The 16,404-nt window shown below is 46.6% G+C and carries 17 protein-coding genes; 8 read left to right on the forward strand and 9 right to left on the reverse strand.

The window, feature by feature from the left end; all coding sequences use genetic code 11:
- Positions 1-94: 94 nt before the first annotated feature.
- From AC1YY3_RS06420 to dnaQ, 3 genes are read left to right on the forward strand one after another with little or no spacing between them, the layout of a single operon-like run.
- Positions 95-1,288: an ATP phosphoribosyltransferase regulatory subunit gene (locus tag AC1YY3_RS06420; RefSeq protein WP_481823417.1), complete on the forward strand. Its 1,194-nt coding sequence runs from the start codon at positions 95-97 to the stop codon at positions 1,286-1,288.
- Between the two features lie 13 nt (positions 1,289-1,301).
- A complete protein-coding gene (locus AC1YY3_RS06425) occupies positions 1,302-2,594 on the forward strand; it encodes an adenylosuccinate synthase (protein WP_481823418.1) in 1,293 nt (430 codons plus the stop codon).
- 33 nt (positions 2,595-2,627) lie between these two features.
- A complete protein-coding gene (gene dnaQ / locus AC1YY3_RS06430) occupies positions 2,628-3,368 on the forward strand; it encodes a DNA polymerase III subunit epsilon (protein WP_481823419.1) in 741 nt (246 codons plus the stop codon).
- Between the two features lie 113 nt (positions 3,369-3,481).
- Here the strand turns inward: dnaQ and AC1YY3_RS06435 are convergent, their stop codons facing one another.
- Positions 3,482-3,964 carry a cyclic nucleotide-binding domain-containing protein gene (locus AC1YY3_RS06435; RefSeq protein WP_481823420.1) on the reverse strand — a complete coding sequence of 161 codons (483 nt, stop codon included), beginning with the start codon at positions 3,962-3,964 and terminating at the stop codon, positions 3,482-3,484.
- Between the two features lie 638 nt (positions 3,965-4,602).
- Between AC1YY3_RS06435 and AC1YY3_RS06440 the strand changes: the two genes are divergently transcribed.
- The 3 genes from AC1YY3_RS06440 to purB all read left to right on the forward strand — a co-directional run bounded on the left by AC1YY3_RS06440 (position 4,603) and on the right by purB (position 7,637).
- Positions 4,603-5,064, forward strand: a complete 462-nt coding sequence (locus AC1YY3_RS06440) for an NUDIX hydrolase (RefSeq protein WP_481823421.1) — start codon at positions 4,603-4,605, stop codon at positions 5,062-5,064.
- On the forward strand, positions 5,057-6,148 hold the full coding sequence (mnmA, locus tag AC1YY3_RS06445; RefSeq protein WP_481823422.1) for a tRNA 2-thiouridine(34) synthase MnmA: 1,092 nt from the start codon (positions 5,057-5,059) through the stop codon (positions 6,146-6,148). Before AC1YY3_RS06440 ends, mnmA begins: the two co-directional genes overlap by 8 nt.
- Before the next feature lie 115 nt (positions 6,149-6,263).
- Positions 6,264-7,637 (forward strand): adenylosuccinate lyase, encoded by a 1,374-nt coding sequence (gene purB / locus AC1YY3_RS06450; RefSeq protein WP_481823423.1) that lies wholly within the window; start codon positions 6,264-6,266, stop codon positions 7,635-7,637.
- A 487-nt stretch (positions 7,638-8,124) separates the two neighbouring features.
- Here the strand turns inward: purB and AC1YY3_RS06455 are convergent, their stop codons facing one another.
- Positions 8,125-8,796: a hypothetical protein gene (locus AC1YY3_RS06455; RefSeq protein WP_481823424.1), complete on the reverse strand. Its 672-nt coding sequence runs from the start codon at positions 8,794-8,796 to the stop codon at positions 8,125-8,127.
- Entirely contained in the window at positions 8,784-8,990 is a 207-nt protein-coding gene (locus tag AC1YY3_RS06460) for a hypothetical protein (protein WP_481823425.1), read from the reverse strand. The genes AC1YY3_RS06455 and AC1YY3_RS06460 overlap by 13 nt, the downstream gene beginning before the upstream one ends.
- An 80-nt stretch (positions 8,991-9,070) precedes the next feature.
- Here AC1YY3_RS06460 and AC1YY3_RS06465 point away from each other — a divergent pair, with 80 nt between their 5' ends.
- Positions 9,071-9,379 (forward strand): hypothetical protein, encoded by a 309-nt coding sequence (locus AC1YY3_RS06465; protein WP_482194375.1) that lies wholly within the window; start codon positions 9,071-9,073, stop codon positions 9,377-9,379.
- Between the two features lie 23 nt (positions 9,380-9,402).
- On the opposite strand, the gene AC1YY3_RS06470 is transcribed toward AC1YY3_RS06465, so the two are convergent.
- The 5 genes from AC1YY3_RS06470 to AC1YY3_RS06490 form a co-directional block, all read right to left on the reverse strand.
- Positions 9,403-9,954 carry a hypothetical protein gene (locus AC1YY3_RS06470; protein WP_481823428.1) on the reverse strand — a complete coding sequence of 184 codons (552 nt, stop codon included), beginning with the start codon at positions 9,952-9,954 and terminating at the stop codon, positions 9,403-9,405.
- Positions 9,938-10,063: a hypothetical protein gene (locus AC1YY3_RS06475; protein ID WP_481823429.1), complete on the reverse strand. Its 126-nt coding sequence runs from the start codon at positions 10,061-10,063 to the stop codon at positions 9,938-9,940. The genes AC1YY3_RS06470 and AC1YY3_RS06475 overlap by 17 nt, the downstream gene beginning before the upstream one ends.
- Before the next feature lie 108 nt (positions 10,064-10,171).
- Positions 10,172-10,849 (reverse strand): hypothetical protein, encoded by a 678-nt coding sequence (locus tag AC1YY3_RS06480; protein WP_481823430.1) that lies wholly within the window; start codon positions 10,847-10,849, stop codon positions 10,172-10,174.
- A 24-nt stretch (positions 10,850-10,873) separates the two neighbouring features.
- Positions 10,874-12,172 (reverse strand): RHS repeat domain-containing protein, encoded by a 1,299-nt coding sequence (locus AC1YY3_RS06485; RefSeq protein WP_481823449.1) that lies wholly within the window; start codon positions 12,170-12,172, stop codon positions 10,874-10,876.
- Positions 12,173-12,316: 144 nt separating this feature from the next.
- Complete coding sequence (locus AC1YY3_RS06490; protein WP_481823431.1) at positions 12,317-12,994, reverse strand: metallophosphoesterase family protein; 678 nt, start codon at positions 12,992-12,994, stop codon at positions 12,317-12,319.
- A 321-nt stretch (positions 12,995-13,315) separates the two neighbouring features.
- Between AC1YY3_RS06490 and fusA the strand changes: the two genes are divergently transcribed.
- Positions 13,316-15,400, forward strand: a complete 2,085-nt coding sequence (gene fusA / locus AC1YY3_RS06495; protein WP_481823432.1) for an elongation factor G — start codon at positions 13,316-13,318, stop codon at positions 15,398-15,400.
- Between the two features lie 208 nt (positions 15,401-15,608).
- On the opposite strand, the gene AC1YY3_RS06500 is transcribed toward fusA, so the two are convergent.
- A complete protein-coding gene (locus AC1YY3_RS06500; protein WP_481823433.1) occupies positions 15,609-16,403 on the reverse strand; it encodes an inositol monophosphatase family protein in 795 nt (264 codons plus the stop codon).
- Between the last annotated feature and the right edge of the window lies 1 nt (position 16,404).

A 16,404-nucleotide genomic window follows, 5' to 3' on the forward strand; every position in this document is an offset into this window, starting at 1 on the left:
TACAAGATACGTAGTCGTTGATTGTTGATGTCCACTACAGATAAAATAAAAACGCTCCTTGTGGGGCGTTTTGTTTGAGTAGGCACTGAAAGATATGCGACAAAAAGATTCCTGGTTGTTACCCGAAGGCATAGAAGAAATACTGCCCCAGGAAGCAGCGTATCTTGAAAACCTCCGCCGTACCTTACTTCAGTTATTTACCTGCTGGGGTTATGAGTTGGTCATCCCACCGATGATTGACTTCATTGATTCCTTGCTGACGGGGTCAGGTCATGACCTGGATTTGCAAACCTTCAAACTGACTGACCAAATCAGCGGCAAAACCTTGGGTTTCAGGGCGGACATGACCCCGCAAGTCGCCCGCATGGATGCCCACCAACTCAAGCGCGAATGCCCAACCCGCTTATGCTACGTGGGTACGGTACTGCACACGCGCGGCGATCCCCTGGAAAAAACCCGTAGCCCCATGCAAATCGGCGCGGAGCTTTATGGTCATGCCGGAATTGAAAGCGATGTCGAAGTGATCTGCCTGATGCTGGAAATGCTGGCGCAATCAGGCTTGCTGGATGTGCATCTTGATCTTGGTCATGTTGGCATATTCCGTGCTTTGTCTCGGCAAGCGGGTTTGGATCAACATCAAGAAAGCTTGTTGTTTGATATTTTGCAACGTAAAGCACGACCAGAACTTGAAGAATTAATGGCCGAACTTACCATCAACGAAGCTGTTAAGGCCATGTTACTAAAGTTGCCAGAACTGAATGGTGGCACAGAAATAATCCCCAAAGCCCGATTGGTGCTGGCAAACGCTGACCATCAAGTTAAACAAGCCTTGGCTAATTTAGAGGCTGTGGCAGAACAATTGAGCAACCGCTTTTCTGCACTGCCTATTAGTTTTGATTTAGCCGAACTGCGTGGTTATCATTATCATACTGGTGTGGTTTTTGCGGCTTTCGTACCGACAATTGGCAGGGAAATCGCCCGTGGCGGTCGCTATGACAATATTGGTGCTGTGTTTGGTCGAGCGCGTCCGGCCACGGGTTTCAGTGCCGATCTCAAATTATTGGCATTGCTAGGCAAACAAACTGCCCAAGATCAGCTTAATCAACGCATATTTGCACCTTATCAGAAAGATAACGCGCTAAATGAAAAAATCAGGGATTTACGCGCTCAAGGTCAAATCGTGATTCAGCAATTACCTGGACAAACAGGCGCAGCAAAAGAATTAGCTTGTACGGCTGTTTTGGAGCTAGACCAGAAAAACTGGGTTGTTCGGACATTAGAAAATTAAGCTTGGAATAAACATGGGAAAGAATGTCGTAATAATAGGTACCCAATGGGGTGACGAAGGCAAGGGCAAGCTGGTTGATTTGTTGACCGAGCAAGTACATGCCGTCGTCCGTTTTCAGGGCGGACACAATGCCGGCCACACCCTGGTCATCAAAGGTAAGAAAACCGTGTTGCATCTGATTCCGTCCGGCATCCTGCGGGAGAATGTCCAGTGCATGATCGGCAATGGCGTGGTGTTGTCGTTGAATGCTTTGATGGAAGAGATCGAATTTCTGGAAACTGCCGGAATTCAGGTCAAAAACCGCCTGTTAATCAGCGAAGCCTGCACTTTAATATTACCTGTGCATGTTGCAGTCGATAAGGCTAGAGAAAAAGCCCGTGGTAGCAAGGCTATCGGTACGACTGGGCGCGGCATTGGTCCTGCCTATGAAGACAAGGCAGGACGGCGGGGCTTAAGGGCAGGGGACTTGTTAAATCCTACGATTTTTGCCGAAAAGCTGAAAGAGTTGCTGGAGTACCATAATTTCATGCTGACTGGCTACTACCAGGTCGAAGCTGTCGATTATCAACAGACGCTGGATGAAGCACTTAAGCTAGGTGAGATGGTCAAGCCAATGTTGTGCGATGTTAGTGAAGCCTTGTACGCGTACCAAGAGCAAGGTAAAAATCTGTTATTTGAAGGCGCACAGGGCGCGTTATTAGATATAGACCACGGCACATTCCCCTACGTCACTTCATCCAGCACCACCGCAGGCGGTGCGGCGACCGGCAGCGGTATCGGGCCACTTGACCTGGATTATGTATTAGGTATCACCAAAGCCTACTCAACCCGCGTAGGCAACGGCCCATTCCCATCGGAATTGCACGATGCCAACGGTGAGCATCTTGGCACCAAAGGTCACGAATTTGGCGCGACCACAGGCCGTAAACGGCGCACGGGCTGGTTTGATGCGGTCGCTATGCGGAAATCGGCAAAGCTCAATAGCCTGAGCGGAATCTGCCTGACCAAGCTGGACGTACTCGACGGTCTGTCCACTATCGGTATATGTACGGGCTATAAACTGAACGGAAAACTGACTGAAACCGCCCCGCTGGGTGCTGAACAATACCAGCAATGCGTAGCGATTATCGAGGAAATGCCTGGATGGAGTGGAGCGACTGCTGGAGTCACCGACTTTAATGCCTTACCCTACAATGCCAAGGCTTATATCAAGCGCATTGAAGAACTGGTCGGAGTAAAAGTGACGATTTTATCCACAGGTGCAGAACGGGATGAGACTATTGTTCTTGAAAATCCGTTTGTTTAGAATCTGGCAGATACTTCGCATAAAAGCTACATAATGCTAACCCCCGTCGTATCAAACCGCATCGTCGTCCTAGATACCGAAACCACCGGACTCAGTCCTCAAGATGGACATAGAATCATCGAAATTGGCTGCGTCGAACTTATCAATCGCCGTGCCACAGGCAACCGCTTTCACGTTTATATCAATCCAGACCGCAACATTGACCAAGGCGCGATTGAAGTGCATGGCATTACCAATCAATTTCTGGAAAACAAACCTCGGTTTGCTGATATTCTCGACGATTTTGTTGCCTTCATAAACGGCTCAGAACTGGTCATTCACAACGCACCGTTTGACGTAGGCTTTATTAACCATGAATTTGCGCGGTTAAACGATAAAGCCAGAACCTTGACAGACTACAGCACCGTGTTCGATACCTTGGCTTTTGCCAGAAAAAAACACCCAGGGCAACGCAACAGTCTTGATGCTTTATGTAAACGCTACGCTATCGACAACAGCCACAGGGAATTGCACGGTGCGTTGCTAGATGCTGAAATTCTGGCAGACGTATTCTTATTAATGACGGGTGGTCAATCGTCGTTGTTAGATGAAGGCGAAGCAGCAAGCCGCGCATCAGGAAGTACCCACAAACCCAAACAGCTATCCAGTAGCAGATCCGCTTTAACCGTCATTTATTGCAACGAAGCAGAGTTGACAGAACATCAGCAACGTCTGGAGGCTATTGAAAAGGTCAGTGGTGCGTGTGTTTGGAAACAATCGGTGACAAGGCAGTAAAGCTTTACGCTTTAGCATACCCCCGCCACATTATTGTCGTAGCTTCGATTTTGTGGATTGCTAAAGCGAAGCTACCCTACGATTTACTCGTTGTGCTTACGTGAACTGGGTAATCAACTATTTAAACGTTCCTTTAGCACGGGCAGAAATGCTAATTTCACATCAAGATACTTCCTCAACCAGTCATTAAAATCGGTCTTCAAAATAACTGAAAAGACAGTGTTTTCCAAAGTAACAATGGAGACTGAGCGTAGATCGTCAGTCAGCAGGGCAATTTCGCTAAAGCTAGAACTCGGTTCCTGGATTTGAAACTTTACTTCGGTGCTTTTTTCGGCATCAATCCTACTGACAGAAACCTTACCTAAGAAAAGTAAAAACAAAGAATTCGGATTACCTTCTGTGGCAATAACTTCTTTTCTCACATAGCGTACAGTTTTAGCTTTTAGCATTAATTCGGCTAGACCACTTTCAGATACGTTAGATAAAAAAGGAATATTTTTCCCTTTAAAATCTGGTAGATCGGGTTCTTTTGTTATAAATAGATGGGATTTATGTTTAATGTTCATCTGATTTTCCATTAAATTAAAATTTTTCATACATAACCTCATGATTGAAGTTAAAAAAACCGAGTCAGATAGTTATTAATGCCTATCTACTCATTCAGAATCCCTTTTAATTTATTTTCCTAGCTGTCCAGCAAAAGCTAAATTAACGGTAATGCTTGATTTCAATTATGGGTTTATCTAGTAAGTCACACTAAATGCAGTACGGCTGACGGTTAATCATGTTACCGCAAAGCGAACCCAAAATCGTGAGTTAATTAAACAATTGCTAATTTGAACTCATTTAAAATAAATTACAATAGGTATAAATACCTATAGGGTTTTATCCGGTGTTGTCGTGCTTCGGATTTGTAATCCATGTAAACCCGAAGATTAAACTATTAAAACTAAATTCAACGTGTGTATGTTGAGTTGAAAGCTTGTTCTAGTAGGGTTTAGTTTAGTGAGGATTAAGCTTCAAGTCTGTGAAAAACTTCACATCGTAAGTGTGAAATAGTTCAATCTGTAAGTAGTAGAAGCCAGTTGCGTCTAGCTTACTGACTGAGCTTATGTGGATAGGAAAAGTTAAAAAGTTCAAAACAACCCTGATCTATAACGTGCTTGATTTAAATCTTTCCATAACAGATGTAGTAAATCTTGTAAAATAGGCGTTTAATTTGTCGGAAAGAATAATGGTGTGGAAACCACACGTTACAGTTGCTGCTGTCATTGAGCGGGATGGGCGGTTTTTGCTGGTTGAGGAACATACCTCGAATGGCTTGCAATTCAACCAGCCCGCCGGGCATCTTGAGGAAAACGAAAGCCTGATCGATGCTGTGAAACGCGAAGCCTTGGAAGAAACCGGCTGGCAATTTGAGCCTGAACAGATCTTATCGATCCAACTTTGGCGCAAAAACCCACGCGCACCGAGTTTCCTAAGATGTTGTTTTTCTGGGCAATGCCATAGTCATGACCCTACTCATCCCCTAGACGAAGGCATTGTCGCTACGCATTGGCTGACGCGCACTGAAATTCACGAACAGAAACATCGCTTACGCAGCCCCTTGGTTTCGATTGCGGTTGACGAATACCTCAGCGGTCAACGCTATCCCTTGGCTTTGCTGAAAACCTTTATTGATTTGAAACATGCCTAAGCACATAGTCGTCGGCATGTCGGGCGGTGTTGATTCGTCCGTGACCGCCCTGTTATTACTGGAGCAAGGCCATCAAGTAACGGGTCTGTTCATGAAAAACTGGGAAGAAGATGACGGCACAGAACAATGCACGGCGATGGAAGATCTCGCTGACGCGCAGCAAGTATGTGATAAGCTCGGCATCGAATTAAAAACCGTCAATTTCGCCGCCGAATATTGGGATGACGTATTTGAAGTGTTCCTGTCCGAATTCAAGGCCGGACGCACGCCCAATCCCGACATCCTGTGCAACAAGTACGTCAAGTTTAAGGCTTTCCTGGATTACGCCATCGAAGATTTAGGTGCAGACTTCATCGCTACGGGACATTACGCACGAGTCAGTGAAAAAGACGACGGCTATTTCTTGTTGAAGGGGCTTGATCCCGATAAGGAACAAAGTTATTTCCTGTACACCTTGAAGCAACACGAGTTGGCACAGACCCTGTTCCCTATCGGCCACCTGCATAAAAAGGAAATCCGCCAACTGGCGCAACAAGCCGGGTTTGATAATTGCCGGAAAAAAGACAGCACGGGAATCTGCTTTATCGGCGAGCGCAAATTCAAAGAATTTTTGCAGCGTTATTTGCCCGCCCAGCCCGGCGAAATGCTTACACCGGAAGGTCAGCACATTGGCACTCACCAAGGCCTGATGTATTACACCTTGGGGCAGCGCCAAGGCTTGGGTATCGGTGGCGTAAAAGATGCGCCGGATGAACCTTGGTACGTGCTGGATAAGGACTTGGCAAATAACATCCTAATCGTCGGCCAAGGCCACGACCATCCATTAATGCTGCATAATACCCTTGAAGCCAGCCGATTGGACTGGTGCAATAACAAGCCGTTAACACAAAGCATTGAATGCGCGGCGAAAACCCGTTACCGACAACAAGACCAGGCTTGCCGGGTTGAGCCATTGGGCGAAGACCGCTGTAGGGTAAGCTTCGACAAACCACAACGTGCGATAACCCCTGGGCAATCCGTGGTGTTTTACCAGGGTGAAATTTGCCTGGGTGGTGGCATTATTGAATCCAGGGCTAACACTTGAAAAATCTGGACATGACCTTCGACAGAACGAACGGTGACTTGTTGATTCCGTTCGTGGTGAGCTTGGAACTATCAACGGAATCAACTCACTTTAATTACTACAACCGGATAAAGCCATGAGCTACTTTACGCTAACCGCCATTTCTCCAATTGACGGACGCTACGCCAACAAGGTCGAAGACTTGCGCCCCATTTTCAGCGAATTCGGCCTGATACGTTACCGTGTGTTGGTCGAAATCCGTTGGCTGCAAGCCTTGGCGAAGCATCCTAAAATCGTGGAAGTCAACTCGTTTAGCGACGATGCCAACCAGGTTTTGGAACACATCGTCAGCCATTTTGCGGAAGCCGATGCCCAGCGGATCAAGGATATCGAAAAGACCACCAACCACGATGTCAAGGCGGTCGAGTATTTCCTGAAAGAAAAAATCGCGGGTACTGACGAACTGGAACAAGTCAGCGAATTCATCCATTTTGCCTGCACCTCGGAAGACATCAACAACCTGTCTTATGCGCTAATGTTGAAGGAAGGGCGAGACGTGATGCTCACCCAAATGCAAGCCTGCATAGCAGCCATCAAGCAATGCGCCGTGGAATTTGCGAACCAGCCGATGCTGTCGCGCACGCACGGGCAATCGGCAACACCGACGACAGTGGGTAAGGAATTCGCCAATGTTGTCGCCCGCTTATCCCGCCAAAAGGCACAACTTGAAGCCGTACAGTTACTAGGCAAAATCAATGGCGCTGTCGGCAATTATAATGCCCACGCTGTAGCCTATCCCGAAGTCGATTGGCCGGATTTTGCCAAACAATTCGTTGAATCGCTAGGCTTGCAGTTTAACCCTTACACCATCCAGATCGAGCCGCATGACTACATGGCGGAATATTTCCATGCCTTGTCCCGCTTCAATACGATATTGCTGGATTTTGACCGCGATGTTTGGGGCTACATCTCCTTGGGTTATTTCAAGCAAAAAACCGTGGCAGGCGAAGTGGGTTCGTCCACCATGCCGCATAAGGTCAACCCGATAGATTTTGAAAATTCCGAAGGCAATCTCGGTTTGGCTAATGCGATGTTTACGTTTCTGGCGGAGAAATTGCCCATAAGCCGTTGGCAACGCGACCTGACCGATTCCACGGTATTAAGGAATATCGGTGTCGGCATCGCCCATACCAGCATTGCCATCCAAGCCACCTTAAAAGGTATTTCAAAATTGCAGATTAACCCAGAAGTTATCGAAGCCGACCTCAATGCCAATTGGGAAGTCCTGGCAGAACCCATCCAAACCGTGATGCGCCGCTACGGCATCGAAAAACCTTATGAAAAGCTAAAGGAGCTGACCCGAGGCCAACGGATAACGCCAGAGCAATTGCGCTTGTTTATTGAGAAACTGGATATTCCAGAAGCTGCTAAGGCAGGATTGTTAGAGCTAACTCCTAGGAGTTATACGGGTTATGCTGAAACACTGGCTAAAAAAATCAGACAAGATTAAATCAGCTTTAATGGCTTATTCAGTGCGTAGATACCATCTCTCCAAATCAATCGAAAGCGGAGAATCATCCGACTTGCGGTTGATAGGGTTGTTGGTGTTTCAGGACACCATAACAAATCTGCACCAGTTTTCGCATGGCTGCGCCTAAGACAGCACGGACGAATAGCGTAGCGTATTCCGCCTGATGAAGGTGACACACATTTGCATTTACGAGAGTGCGCCATAGCCGGACGGGGCATGTTGCCCCGTTCGTAGGGTTTTGACGTAGCTCAAAAACGTCACCGTCGGCAAAACGTGAGTAACGGGGTAACATACCCCGTCACGCGTTCGTGCCCGCGAGGGTGATCCGTCATGGCCAAACGACCACCAAAACCAAAGAGCATATCGCCAAAAAACCGTCAACCGTTTCCGTCGGAATCAATCATCGTGCATCTCCGGCGGAACGCCTATCGGCTTCCGCCTTACGGACTTCGTACCTCACCCCAACCTACGACCCTAATTCATTCCATTCTTTTTCATTTCTTTTCCATATATCATCAATTTCATAATCTTTAAACTTTTCCTCAAAAATGCTTTCATATTGTGCATGAACTGTTGTTAATTTAGATATTGATAGTTTGATTACTATACATAATGCTTTAACCAAATAAACTGATTCATATTCTTCAAAATCCTTAACACTTTCATAAACAAATATATAAAATCTGATGACTACATCAATAAGTAAGTTATTGTCTGAATTGACTGCAATCTTAGTTAAAGTCAAGATATAATTATCATTTTCAACTGTTGGCTCAATAGCATCACGATAAATTTGCAAAGATAGTAAATAAACGCTCATCCAAGGCGAAAGAGATGCCGATATAGATTCGACACCAATGAATTCTTCAATACAAGAAGCTATACGGCCAATTTCCGAAAAAGGATCTTTTTTGCTAAGGAGACGTTCTGTCGAAATTGAAATACGCTCTTCGGTATTTAAGGGTTTTTCATACGGAAATCTTCGGCGACTTAAAGGATTTATAATATATTCTAGACACTTAGGCTCTAAAAACTCAGCAGAAGGATCAATTACTGACTTTAACGATTCAATATCCTTGTCATTTATATTTTCACAGATAATTTTAAAAAAATTATCAAAAAAAGTTATATCACGCACAGCAAATACCTAAGGACACTTGTTACAATCATCTTGTTTCTTCTTACAATTTTCCCATACTTGTTTAGCATTATCTCCCAGCCGGACGGGGCATGTTGCCCCGTTCGTAACATTTCGATAGGGTTCAACAACGCCACCGTCGGCAAAACGTGAGTAACGGGGTAACATACCCCGTCACGCGTTCGGTCCGGCATCGTTACTTCCTCCAGCCCGCCCATTTCTCGTGAAGGTTCAGTTTGCGTAAGGCGGATTCGGAGCAGAGCGACAATCCGCCATGCCAAACAATGCACAACCTTCAACCATGCAACCTAACCCAAAACCCATGTCTGGAAATGTCAGAGGCATATTCAGTCTCACAGATTCCGTTTGTGGCGGATTGCTGGCGCGAATCCGCCTTACGCCAGCATCTTTTAATCCGACTTACGGGTTTTTCGGCTTTCAAGCCCCCAATCAATATCCACAAGACCGTGACTCCGTTTTTGATGGGTTTCGTGATGCTCTACCCATCTTACGCGTTGCCTTTGAGACCCCAGGCAGGGTATGGAAAAAGGTCGGCGGGGTACATTCGTCGGAACACGGCTAACGCCGCTTCCGACTTACAGGTTTTCACTTCCATCGGTTGAACTGGAACAAACGCCCTTTTTCTGAGAATTCAGTTTGGCTAACTCCATTAAACCAACTAACTGAAGAGTAACCCTTCGAAATAAGCTCTTCCAAAACATCTTGAAGCACTTTAGCTTTGGTGGAAATTAAACCAATCAACGGAATGGCTGTTGGGGCAATCGCAATTTGACCATCTGCGATTAAGTCAAGGATCGCAAGCAAACATGACTCGCTAATGAAACATGGCTCGTGTCCAGCCGCAAAGCGAACACTCGAATTTTTAGCACCTAAGCGTTCAGCGATACGTTTCCGTCTTTCAAACCCAATTGCCACGTAGCCGTCCGGTGTTACCCCAATATGAACGTATGCTTGTTCTAATGATTTTGGTTCGAAAATTGCCTCATAGCTAATCAAATAATCGTCATGAGGATCGTTTTTTGGATTCGTTTCCTCTCTAAATACTACTGTTGTAGCATGTCTTGAAGCGAACCATTCAGACAAAAGCACTCTGGCTCGTTCAGGCGTTAGCGTCGGTAGGTTACTTCTTACAGCCACAAGAATCTCCTGCTGCTTCCCCGCCGGACGGGGCATGTTGCCCCGTTCGTAGGGTTTCGGCGTGGTTCAACAACGTCACCGTCGGCAAAACGTGAGTGACGGTGTACATACCCCGTCACGCGTTCGGTGCCCTCCCAACCGCCCGCCAATAGCCATAACACCGTGCCGCCGATTTTGATGGGTTTCGTTTCACTCTACCCATCTTACGGGTTCGTCGTTATTCCACATAACCACGAATAGCTCTAGATGCATACTCCTGTAGGCATTCTGGAATTTCTTTTTCATGACAATTAAAGATTCCCTCGATTTTTTCCAAATAATCTGAGCATAAATGCCCCAAACCATGCAATGCCGATTTTTTACACATTACATTATCGAGCGACAATATCTTGTCTAAATTCTTCAATATTGCATAACTGATTTGCTTTATGTCAGGTGCATGATCCATTGCCTCAGTCGAAAACATATCCCACCACATAAAACACAAGCGGTTATAGGAAATCTCACCTAAATCTTCGGGTTCTGGATTATTCGAACATACTTTATCAAAAACTTTTTCAAATACTTCAAACATAAGCGATACTGCTTTCACTCTGTCTGAAAGCGGCACTTCTTCCGTGAAAAAATACTCTGGAAAAGACCCGCCACAGTTCGAATCAATCATATATTGAAGACCACAAAAAAACTGTTTTTCCGAAAAGGCTTTAGATAGCTTTTCAATCTCTTGAAAAGCCATACAGAAATATCGAATAAATAAAGTTTTGTTAGACAGAGGGTCATCAGGGTTATATACAGGATCTTCATAGTCCTCTTGAAAAAACCACTTTTCATTTTTGCCTTGGTCTGATCTATCAAAAAAATACTTTATAAAGTCTGAATAAGTAAAACTCTCCATATCAACCTCTATACTCTAAAAATATCAACACTTTTTACAGTGCCGCTCAACTGCTTTTCGTGCCCTGTCTATTGCACCATTGTTATCATCATGAAGTTGAGGATTGTGTCGATCATCCTTACCACCATGCCATTTTTTAGTGTTGGCATCCCTTAATGCTTTACAGTCCAACGCTCTTTGTAGTTTCCATTTAGCTATTTCGCAAGGATCAGTAAGGCCTGGTGGAACTTTTTCATTACATCGATTTTTATACTGCCTATTGTTTGCACGGTATTCAATATCTTTTTGTAAATCATCGTATACACCTGGGTATTCTTCACCCCAAATTTCACTAATTATTACTCCACCACCCACCACAGCCGCACAGATAAGCGGGTTCACCCAACAGTAAGCTATGACGGGTTCAACCCAAGGCAATGTTTGTGCAAACAACCCAGTGGGATCGACCGCATTGACCGGATTCCCATTGACATATGCATAAAAATTAACCCCCCCCTCCAACCCAATCGGGTCCGCCGTCACATACCTCCCTAACTCCGGGTCATAATAGCGGTGCCAATTATAGTATAGCCCAGTCTCGGCATCCTCGACTTGCCCGGAGAAGCGCAGGTTGGATTCAATGGTGGGCTTGTCCTCGGTTGCAATGGGCGTGGTGATGTTTACGTTCCCAAAAGCGTTGTACTGCGCCGACCAGACGACAATACCGCTGCGGTCAGTGGCCTGGATAGGCGTGCCGAGGTGGTCGTGGTGGTAATAGGCGATGGTGTTTTGGCCTGCGCTGTTCTTGGTCTTGATGAAAAGGGTGGCGGTGGTGAATTCGCCGTTTGGCCTTGGGCCGTATTGGGTGGTGATGGTTGGCGCTGTGGTGGCTGTTACGTTTTGCCCCTCACCCTGGCCCTCTCCCACGGGGAGAAGGGGATTGATGGCTTGGCTGGCTTCGGCAATCAGGCCTTCGTCGCTGTACAGGTAATAACTGCGCTTGGGCTGGCTTAGGGGCGCGCCGTCCTTGTTGCGGTAGGCTTCTTTCCAAATCCTTCTGTCAAAGGGGTCGTAGCCGTAGCGGGCGATGGGGTTGTTGTCCTTATCACTGACTTGGATGAGTCGGTTTTGGCTGTCGTAGCTGTAGTGGGTGCTGTTACCGCCTTGGGTTTTTTGAGTGAGGTTGCCTGTGGGGTCGTAGCTGTAGCTGGTTTTGCCCAGCAACAAGCCTTTTTCGGTGAGGCGGTTGTTGGCATCGTACTCCCAGCTTCCTACGTTCTTGCTGTGTTCTATGCGGTTGCCCACGCCGTCCAGGGTAAAGGTTTCGGTGTCCTTGCCGAACAGGGCTGGTGTCGTCGGTTATTGACTTGACGAGGTGGGATTCGTCGTCGTAGCAAGCCTGGATGGAGCTTGCGGAATCCGGGTTTTCGTGGCTTCGATTTCCGGTATTGCGTTACATTTCATACAGGCTGCTTTTGTCTAAGAATATCAAACGCTAATTGTATTCCCCGCCAAATCCGCAACCGCCGCATTTGCAACCCCGTAAACCTGGATACTATGTTTGATGACCTTGGCATAATTTTCGTGTAGATGTCCGTGAAAAATATGTTTTACGCCCATTGCTGAGGCCAGGTCACCAATAACCGAAAACCCGTGCTTATGTGATCCAGGAGCTTCATGGGTGACTAAAATGTCTGCTTTTAACTGCGCGAGTGCATGAAATTCATCGTGCCAGATAGCGCACTGGTATTTTAATGGCATTTCGCCGCCCCTGATGTGGGGGCGTTGGGCATCAATATATTGCTGTTTGTTTGCCCATTTGGGTGTTTGCGGCGGATACCATACGCGACCTAGAAAAATACCGCCTAAGCCAGCTATGCGGATACCTGCAATATCAGCCACTTTCAAGTGCAATCCTTTATGTGCCAGCGTGGAATGGAACAGGTTGTGGTGCTTGTCAGGCGTTTCAAAATCGTGATTGCCAGCAATCCACCAGATTTCTGTCAGTTCGACAATCTCTTGCAGGGAGGTTTCTAGGGGTGATTCCAGGTCATAGTCCCCCAACAACACGACCGCTTTGGGTTTGTGCTGGTGTACTGCGGCTATCAGCGGCTTGAAATTTCCGTGCGGATCGCCAGCGAATAAGATTTTTTTAGATAAGTCCACTGGGCTTTTAGCTGGGTGATAACTTATTTTGGATGATCTTCATAGTCGTAGTGTAGCCAAATTGTCCGAATTAAATTGCCCAAATTAAGCACAGAATGAGCCTTATTAAGGTTACGAGAATGTTACCACAACAAATTCGATAGGATTTCTGTATTATTGTAAGGATTTTAGGTTAAAATACGCGGTTTTCAAAACTTGGCTGGGCAGGATTTAGATTTGCCGCACTTAGTCGGCGCACTTGGCCAAGTTTAGAACCCTTAAGAGACGCTATCCAGGCGGGGTCTCCAAAAAAGTTTTCATGCCCACATATAGAGTAAAACTATGACAGATTTATCGCTTTACAGAAACATCGGTATATTCGCGCACGTTGATGCCGGCAAAACCACGACCACCGAGCGGATTTTAAAGCTGACCGGAAAGATCCACAAAATTGGTGAGGTGCACGACGGTGCGACCACCACCGATTTCATGGACCAAGAACGTGAGCGCGGCATTACCATACAATCCGCAGCGACTACCTGTTTCTGGAAGGATTATCGGTTTAACATTATTGATACCCCAGGCCACGTTGACTTCACCATCGAAGTGTACCGTTCCTTGAAGGTTCTCGATGGCGGTATCGGCGTGTTCTGTGGTTCTGGTGGGGTTGAGCCGCAATCAGAAACCAATTGGCGTTATGCGAATGACTCTGAAGTTGCTCGCGTTATCTACATCAATAAGCTGGATCGTATTGGGGCTGATTTCTATCGCGTGATTAAGCAGGTTGAACAAGTATTGGGTGCAGTGCCTGTCGTTATGACCTTGCCTATTGGCACCGAAGACCAGTTTGTCGGCGTTGTGGATGTACTTACCCGCAAAGCCTGGATATGGGACGATTCCGGTGACCCAATGAATTACCATATAGAAGATGTACCTGCCGATATGGTTGCGGACGTTGAAAAATGGCGCGAAAAAATGATCGACCAAGTTGCCGACCAATTTGATGATGTTATGGAACAATATCTGGATGGCGTAGAACCTGATATTGAGACCATCAAGCGCTGTATACGTAAGGGTACGATCAACCTCGATTTCTTCCCGACCTTCTGCGGTTCTTCTTTCAAAAACAAAGGTGTACAGTTAGTGTTGGACGGCGTTATCGATTACCTGCCTTGCCCAACTGAAGTTAAACCTCAGCCTGAAGTTGATCTTGAAGGCAACCCTACTGGTGAGTTTGCAATAGTCGATGCCAATAAGCCATTACGCGCACTCGCATTCAAGATTATGGATGACCGCTATGGCGCGTTAACTTTCCTGCGCATCTATTGTGGCAAGCTGGAAAAAGGCACCAACGTACTCAACACCTTCACTGGCAAAACCGAACGTATTGGCCGTATTGTTGAAATGCACGCCGATGATCGTAATGAATTGGATTCCGCACAAGCTGGCGATATTGTTGCGGTTTTGGGTATGAAGAATATCCAAACCGGACACACGCTATGTGATCCGAGATTCCCTGCAACATTAGAACCGATGGTATTCCCTGATCCCGTTATCTCGCTGGCGATTAGCCCGAAAGATAAAGCGGCATCTGAAAAAATGGGTATCGCATTGGGCAAAATGATTCAGGAAGATCCCTCTTTCCACGTAGAAACTGATGAAGACAGCGGCGAAACCATTCTTAAAGGTATGGGCGAGTTGCATCTTGACATCAAAGTTGACATCTTAAGACGTACCCACGGTGTAGATGTTATCGTCGGTAAACCACAGGTGGCCTACCGCGAAACCATTACCAAACTCGTTGAAGATGAATACACCCACAAAAAGCAATCGGGTGGTTCTGGTCAATACGGTAAAATCAACTACATCATTGAGCCAGGTGAGCCGGGTAGTGGTTTTGTATTTGTGTCAGCGGTTACCGGTGGTAACGTACCACGCGAGTACTGGCCTGCGGTTGAAAAAGGTTTTAAAAACATGTTGGACAAAGGCGTTTTAGCTGGTTTCCCTTGTTTAGATTTTAAAGTTACCTTAACTGACGGTGCATTCCATGCGGTTGACTCGTCTGCGTTAGCGTTTGAAATTGCTGCCAAAGCCGCATTCCGTCAAACCATTCCAAAAGCTGGCCCACAATTGATCGAACCGATCATGAAAGTGGACACCTTCACGCCGGATGCCCACGTCGGTGATGTCATCGGCGACCTTAACCGCCGTCGTGGCATGATTAAATCGCAAGATCCAGGTATTACGGGTGTGCGCGTAAAATCTGATGTGCCATTGAGCGAAATGTTCGGTTACATCGGTGATTTGCGTACCATGACATCTGGTCGCGGTCAGTTCTCCATGGAGTTCTCGCATTACATGCCGTGCCCTAAAAACGTGGCAGATGAAGTCATCAAGGAAGTTAACGAGCGCAATAAAAACAAGTAGTAATAAGCTGGGTTGATTCCCAGATTTCAGCTTACAGGTAGAGTGGATTAAGACATAACGCGGGACGGGGTTTAAACCCCGTCCCAAACGTTTGCTGGTTATTTTCTTGATCTATGCTGAAACGCTTCGGACGGGGCAACATGTCCAGTCCGGCTAATAGAAAAGGGAGGGTATATTCTGCAATCCATGCCGGAATGGCGTTCTCAAATCACTTCAAATTATCCGTCACATGCGGCTCAATCAGCTGATACATCATCTGGTGCATCTTGGGGCTACCAGCAATAACATTGCCTGATGTTAGATAGTTGTCATTAAAAGAAAAGTCAGTTACTACACCGCCTGCTTCCTTGATTAGCAAAATACCTGCCGCCATATCCCATTCCATTACGCCGATTTCCCAGAAGCCATCTAAACGACCTGCGGCAACATAAGCCAAATCCAGCGCGGCTGCTCCCGCACGGCGAATACCGGCGGCTTCTGTGGTAATGGCTTTGAACATACCGATGTAAGCATCTAAATGCAGGTCGGTCTTAAAGGGAAAGCCCGTGCCGATCAATGCACCTTTCATGCTGGTTTGGTTGGTCACCCGCAACCTGCGGCTATTTAACATAGCACCACCGCCACGTTTGGCGGTAAATAGTTCGTCGCGTAAGGGGTCATAAATAACGGCAACTTCCAATCTGCCTCTATATTTTAAGGCGATGGATACCGCATATTGCGGAAAGCCATGCAGGAAATTGGTGGTGCCGTCCAACGGGTCGATCACCCAGACAAAATCGTTGCCTTGGTGCAGTCCGCTTTCTTCGGCGAGAATGGCGTGGTCGGGGTAAGCTGTTCGGATGATATTGATGATTTCCCGTTCTGCTGCGCGGTCAACTTCGCTGGCATAGTCATTCTTGCCTTTTTGGTCGATATTGAGCTGGCCGATGTTGTCGGAGGAACGGAGGATGAGGTCGCCAGCACTGCGAGCAGCACGGATGGCGATATTGAGCATGGGTTGCATA

It is taken from the genome of Methyloglobulus sp. (genome assembly GCF_964779595.1).

What these genes read in the sequence shown, in the direction of transcription:
- AC1YY3_RS06420 (WP_481823417.1), top strand. Translation starts at nt 95, where the DNA reads ATGCGACAAAAAGATTCCTGGTTGTTACCCGAAGGCATAGAAGAAATA.
- AC1YY3_RS06425 (WP_481823418.1), top strand. Translation starts at nt 1,302, where the DNA reads ATGGGAAAGAATGTCGTAATAATAGGTACCCAATGGGGTGACGAAGGC.
- dnaQ (WP_481823419.1), top strand. Translation starts at nt 2,628, where the DNA reads ATGCTAACCCCCGTCGTATCAAACCGCATCGTCGTCCTAGATACCGAA.
- AC1YY3_RS06435 (WP_481823420.1), bottom strand. Translation starts at nt 3,964, where the DNA reads ATGAAAAATTTTAATTTAATGGAAAATCAGATGAACATTAAACATAAA.
- AC1YY3_RS06440 (WP_481823421.1), top strand. Translation starts at nt 4,603, where the DNA reads ATGGTGTGGAAACCACACGTTACAGTTGCTGCTGTCATTGAGCGGGAT.
- mnmA (WP_481823422.1), top strand. Translation starts at nt 5,057, where the DNA reads ATGCCTAAGCACATAGTCGTCGGCATGTCGGGCGGTGTTGATTCGTCC.
- purB (WP_481823423.1), top strand. Translation starts at nt 6,264, where the DNA reads ATGAGCTACTTTACGCTAACCGCCATTTCTCCAATTGACGGACGCTAC.
- AC1YY3_RS06460 (WP_481823425.1), bottom strand. Translation starts at nt 8,990, where the DNA reads ATGCCGGACCGAACGCGTGACGGGGTATGTTACCCCGTTACTCACGTT.
- AC1YY3_RS06465 (WP_482194375.1), top strand. Translation starts at nt 9,071, where the DNA reads ATGCCAAACAATGCACAACCTTCAACCATGCAACCTAACCCAAAACCC.
- AC1YY3_RS06475 (WP_481823429.1), bottom strand. Translation starts at nt 10,063, where the DNA reads ATGTACACCGTCACTCACGTTTTGCCGACGGTGACGTTGTTGAACCAC.
- AC1YY3_RS06480 (WP_481823430.1), bottom strand. Translation starts at nt 10,849, where the DNA reads ATGGAGAGTTTTACTTATTCAGACTTTATAAAGTATTTTTTTGATAGA.
- fusA (WP_481823432.1), top strand. Translation starts at nt 13,316, where the DNA reads ATGACAGATTTATCGCTTTACAGAAACATCGGTATATTCGCGCACGTT.
- AC1YY3_RS06500 (WP_481823433.1), bottom strand. Translation starts at nt 16,403, where the DNA reads ATGCAACCCATGCTCAATATCGCCATCCGTGCTGCTCGCAGTGCTGGC.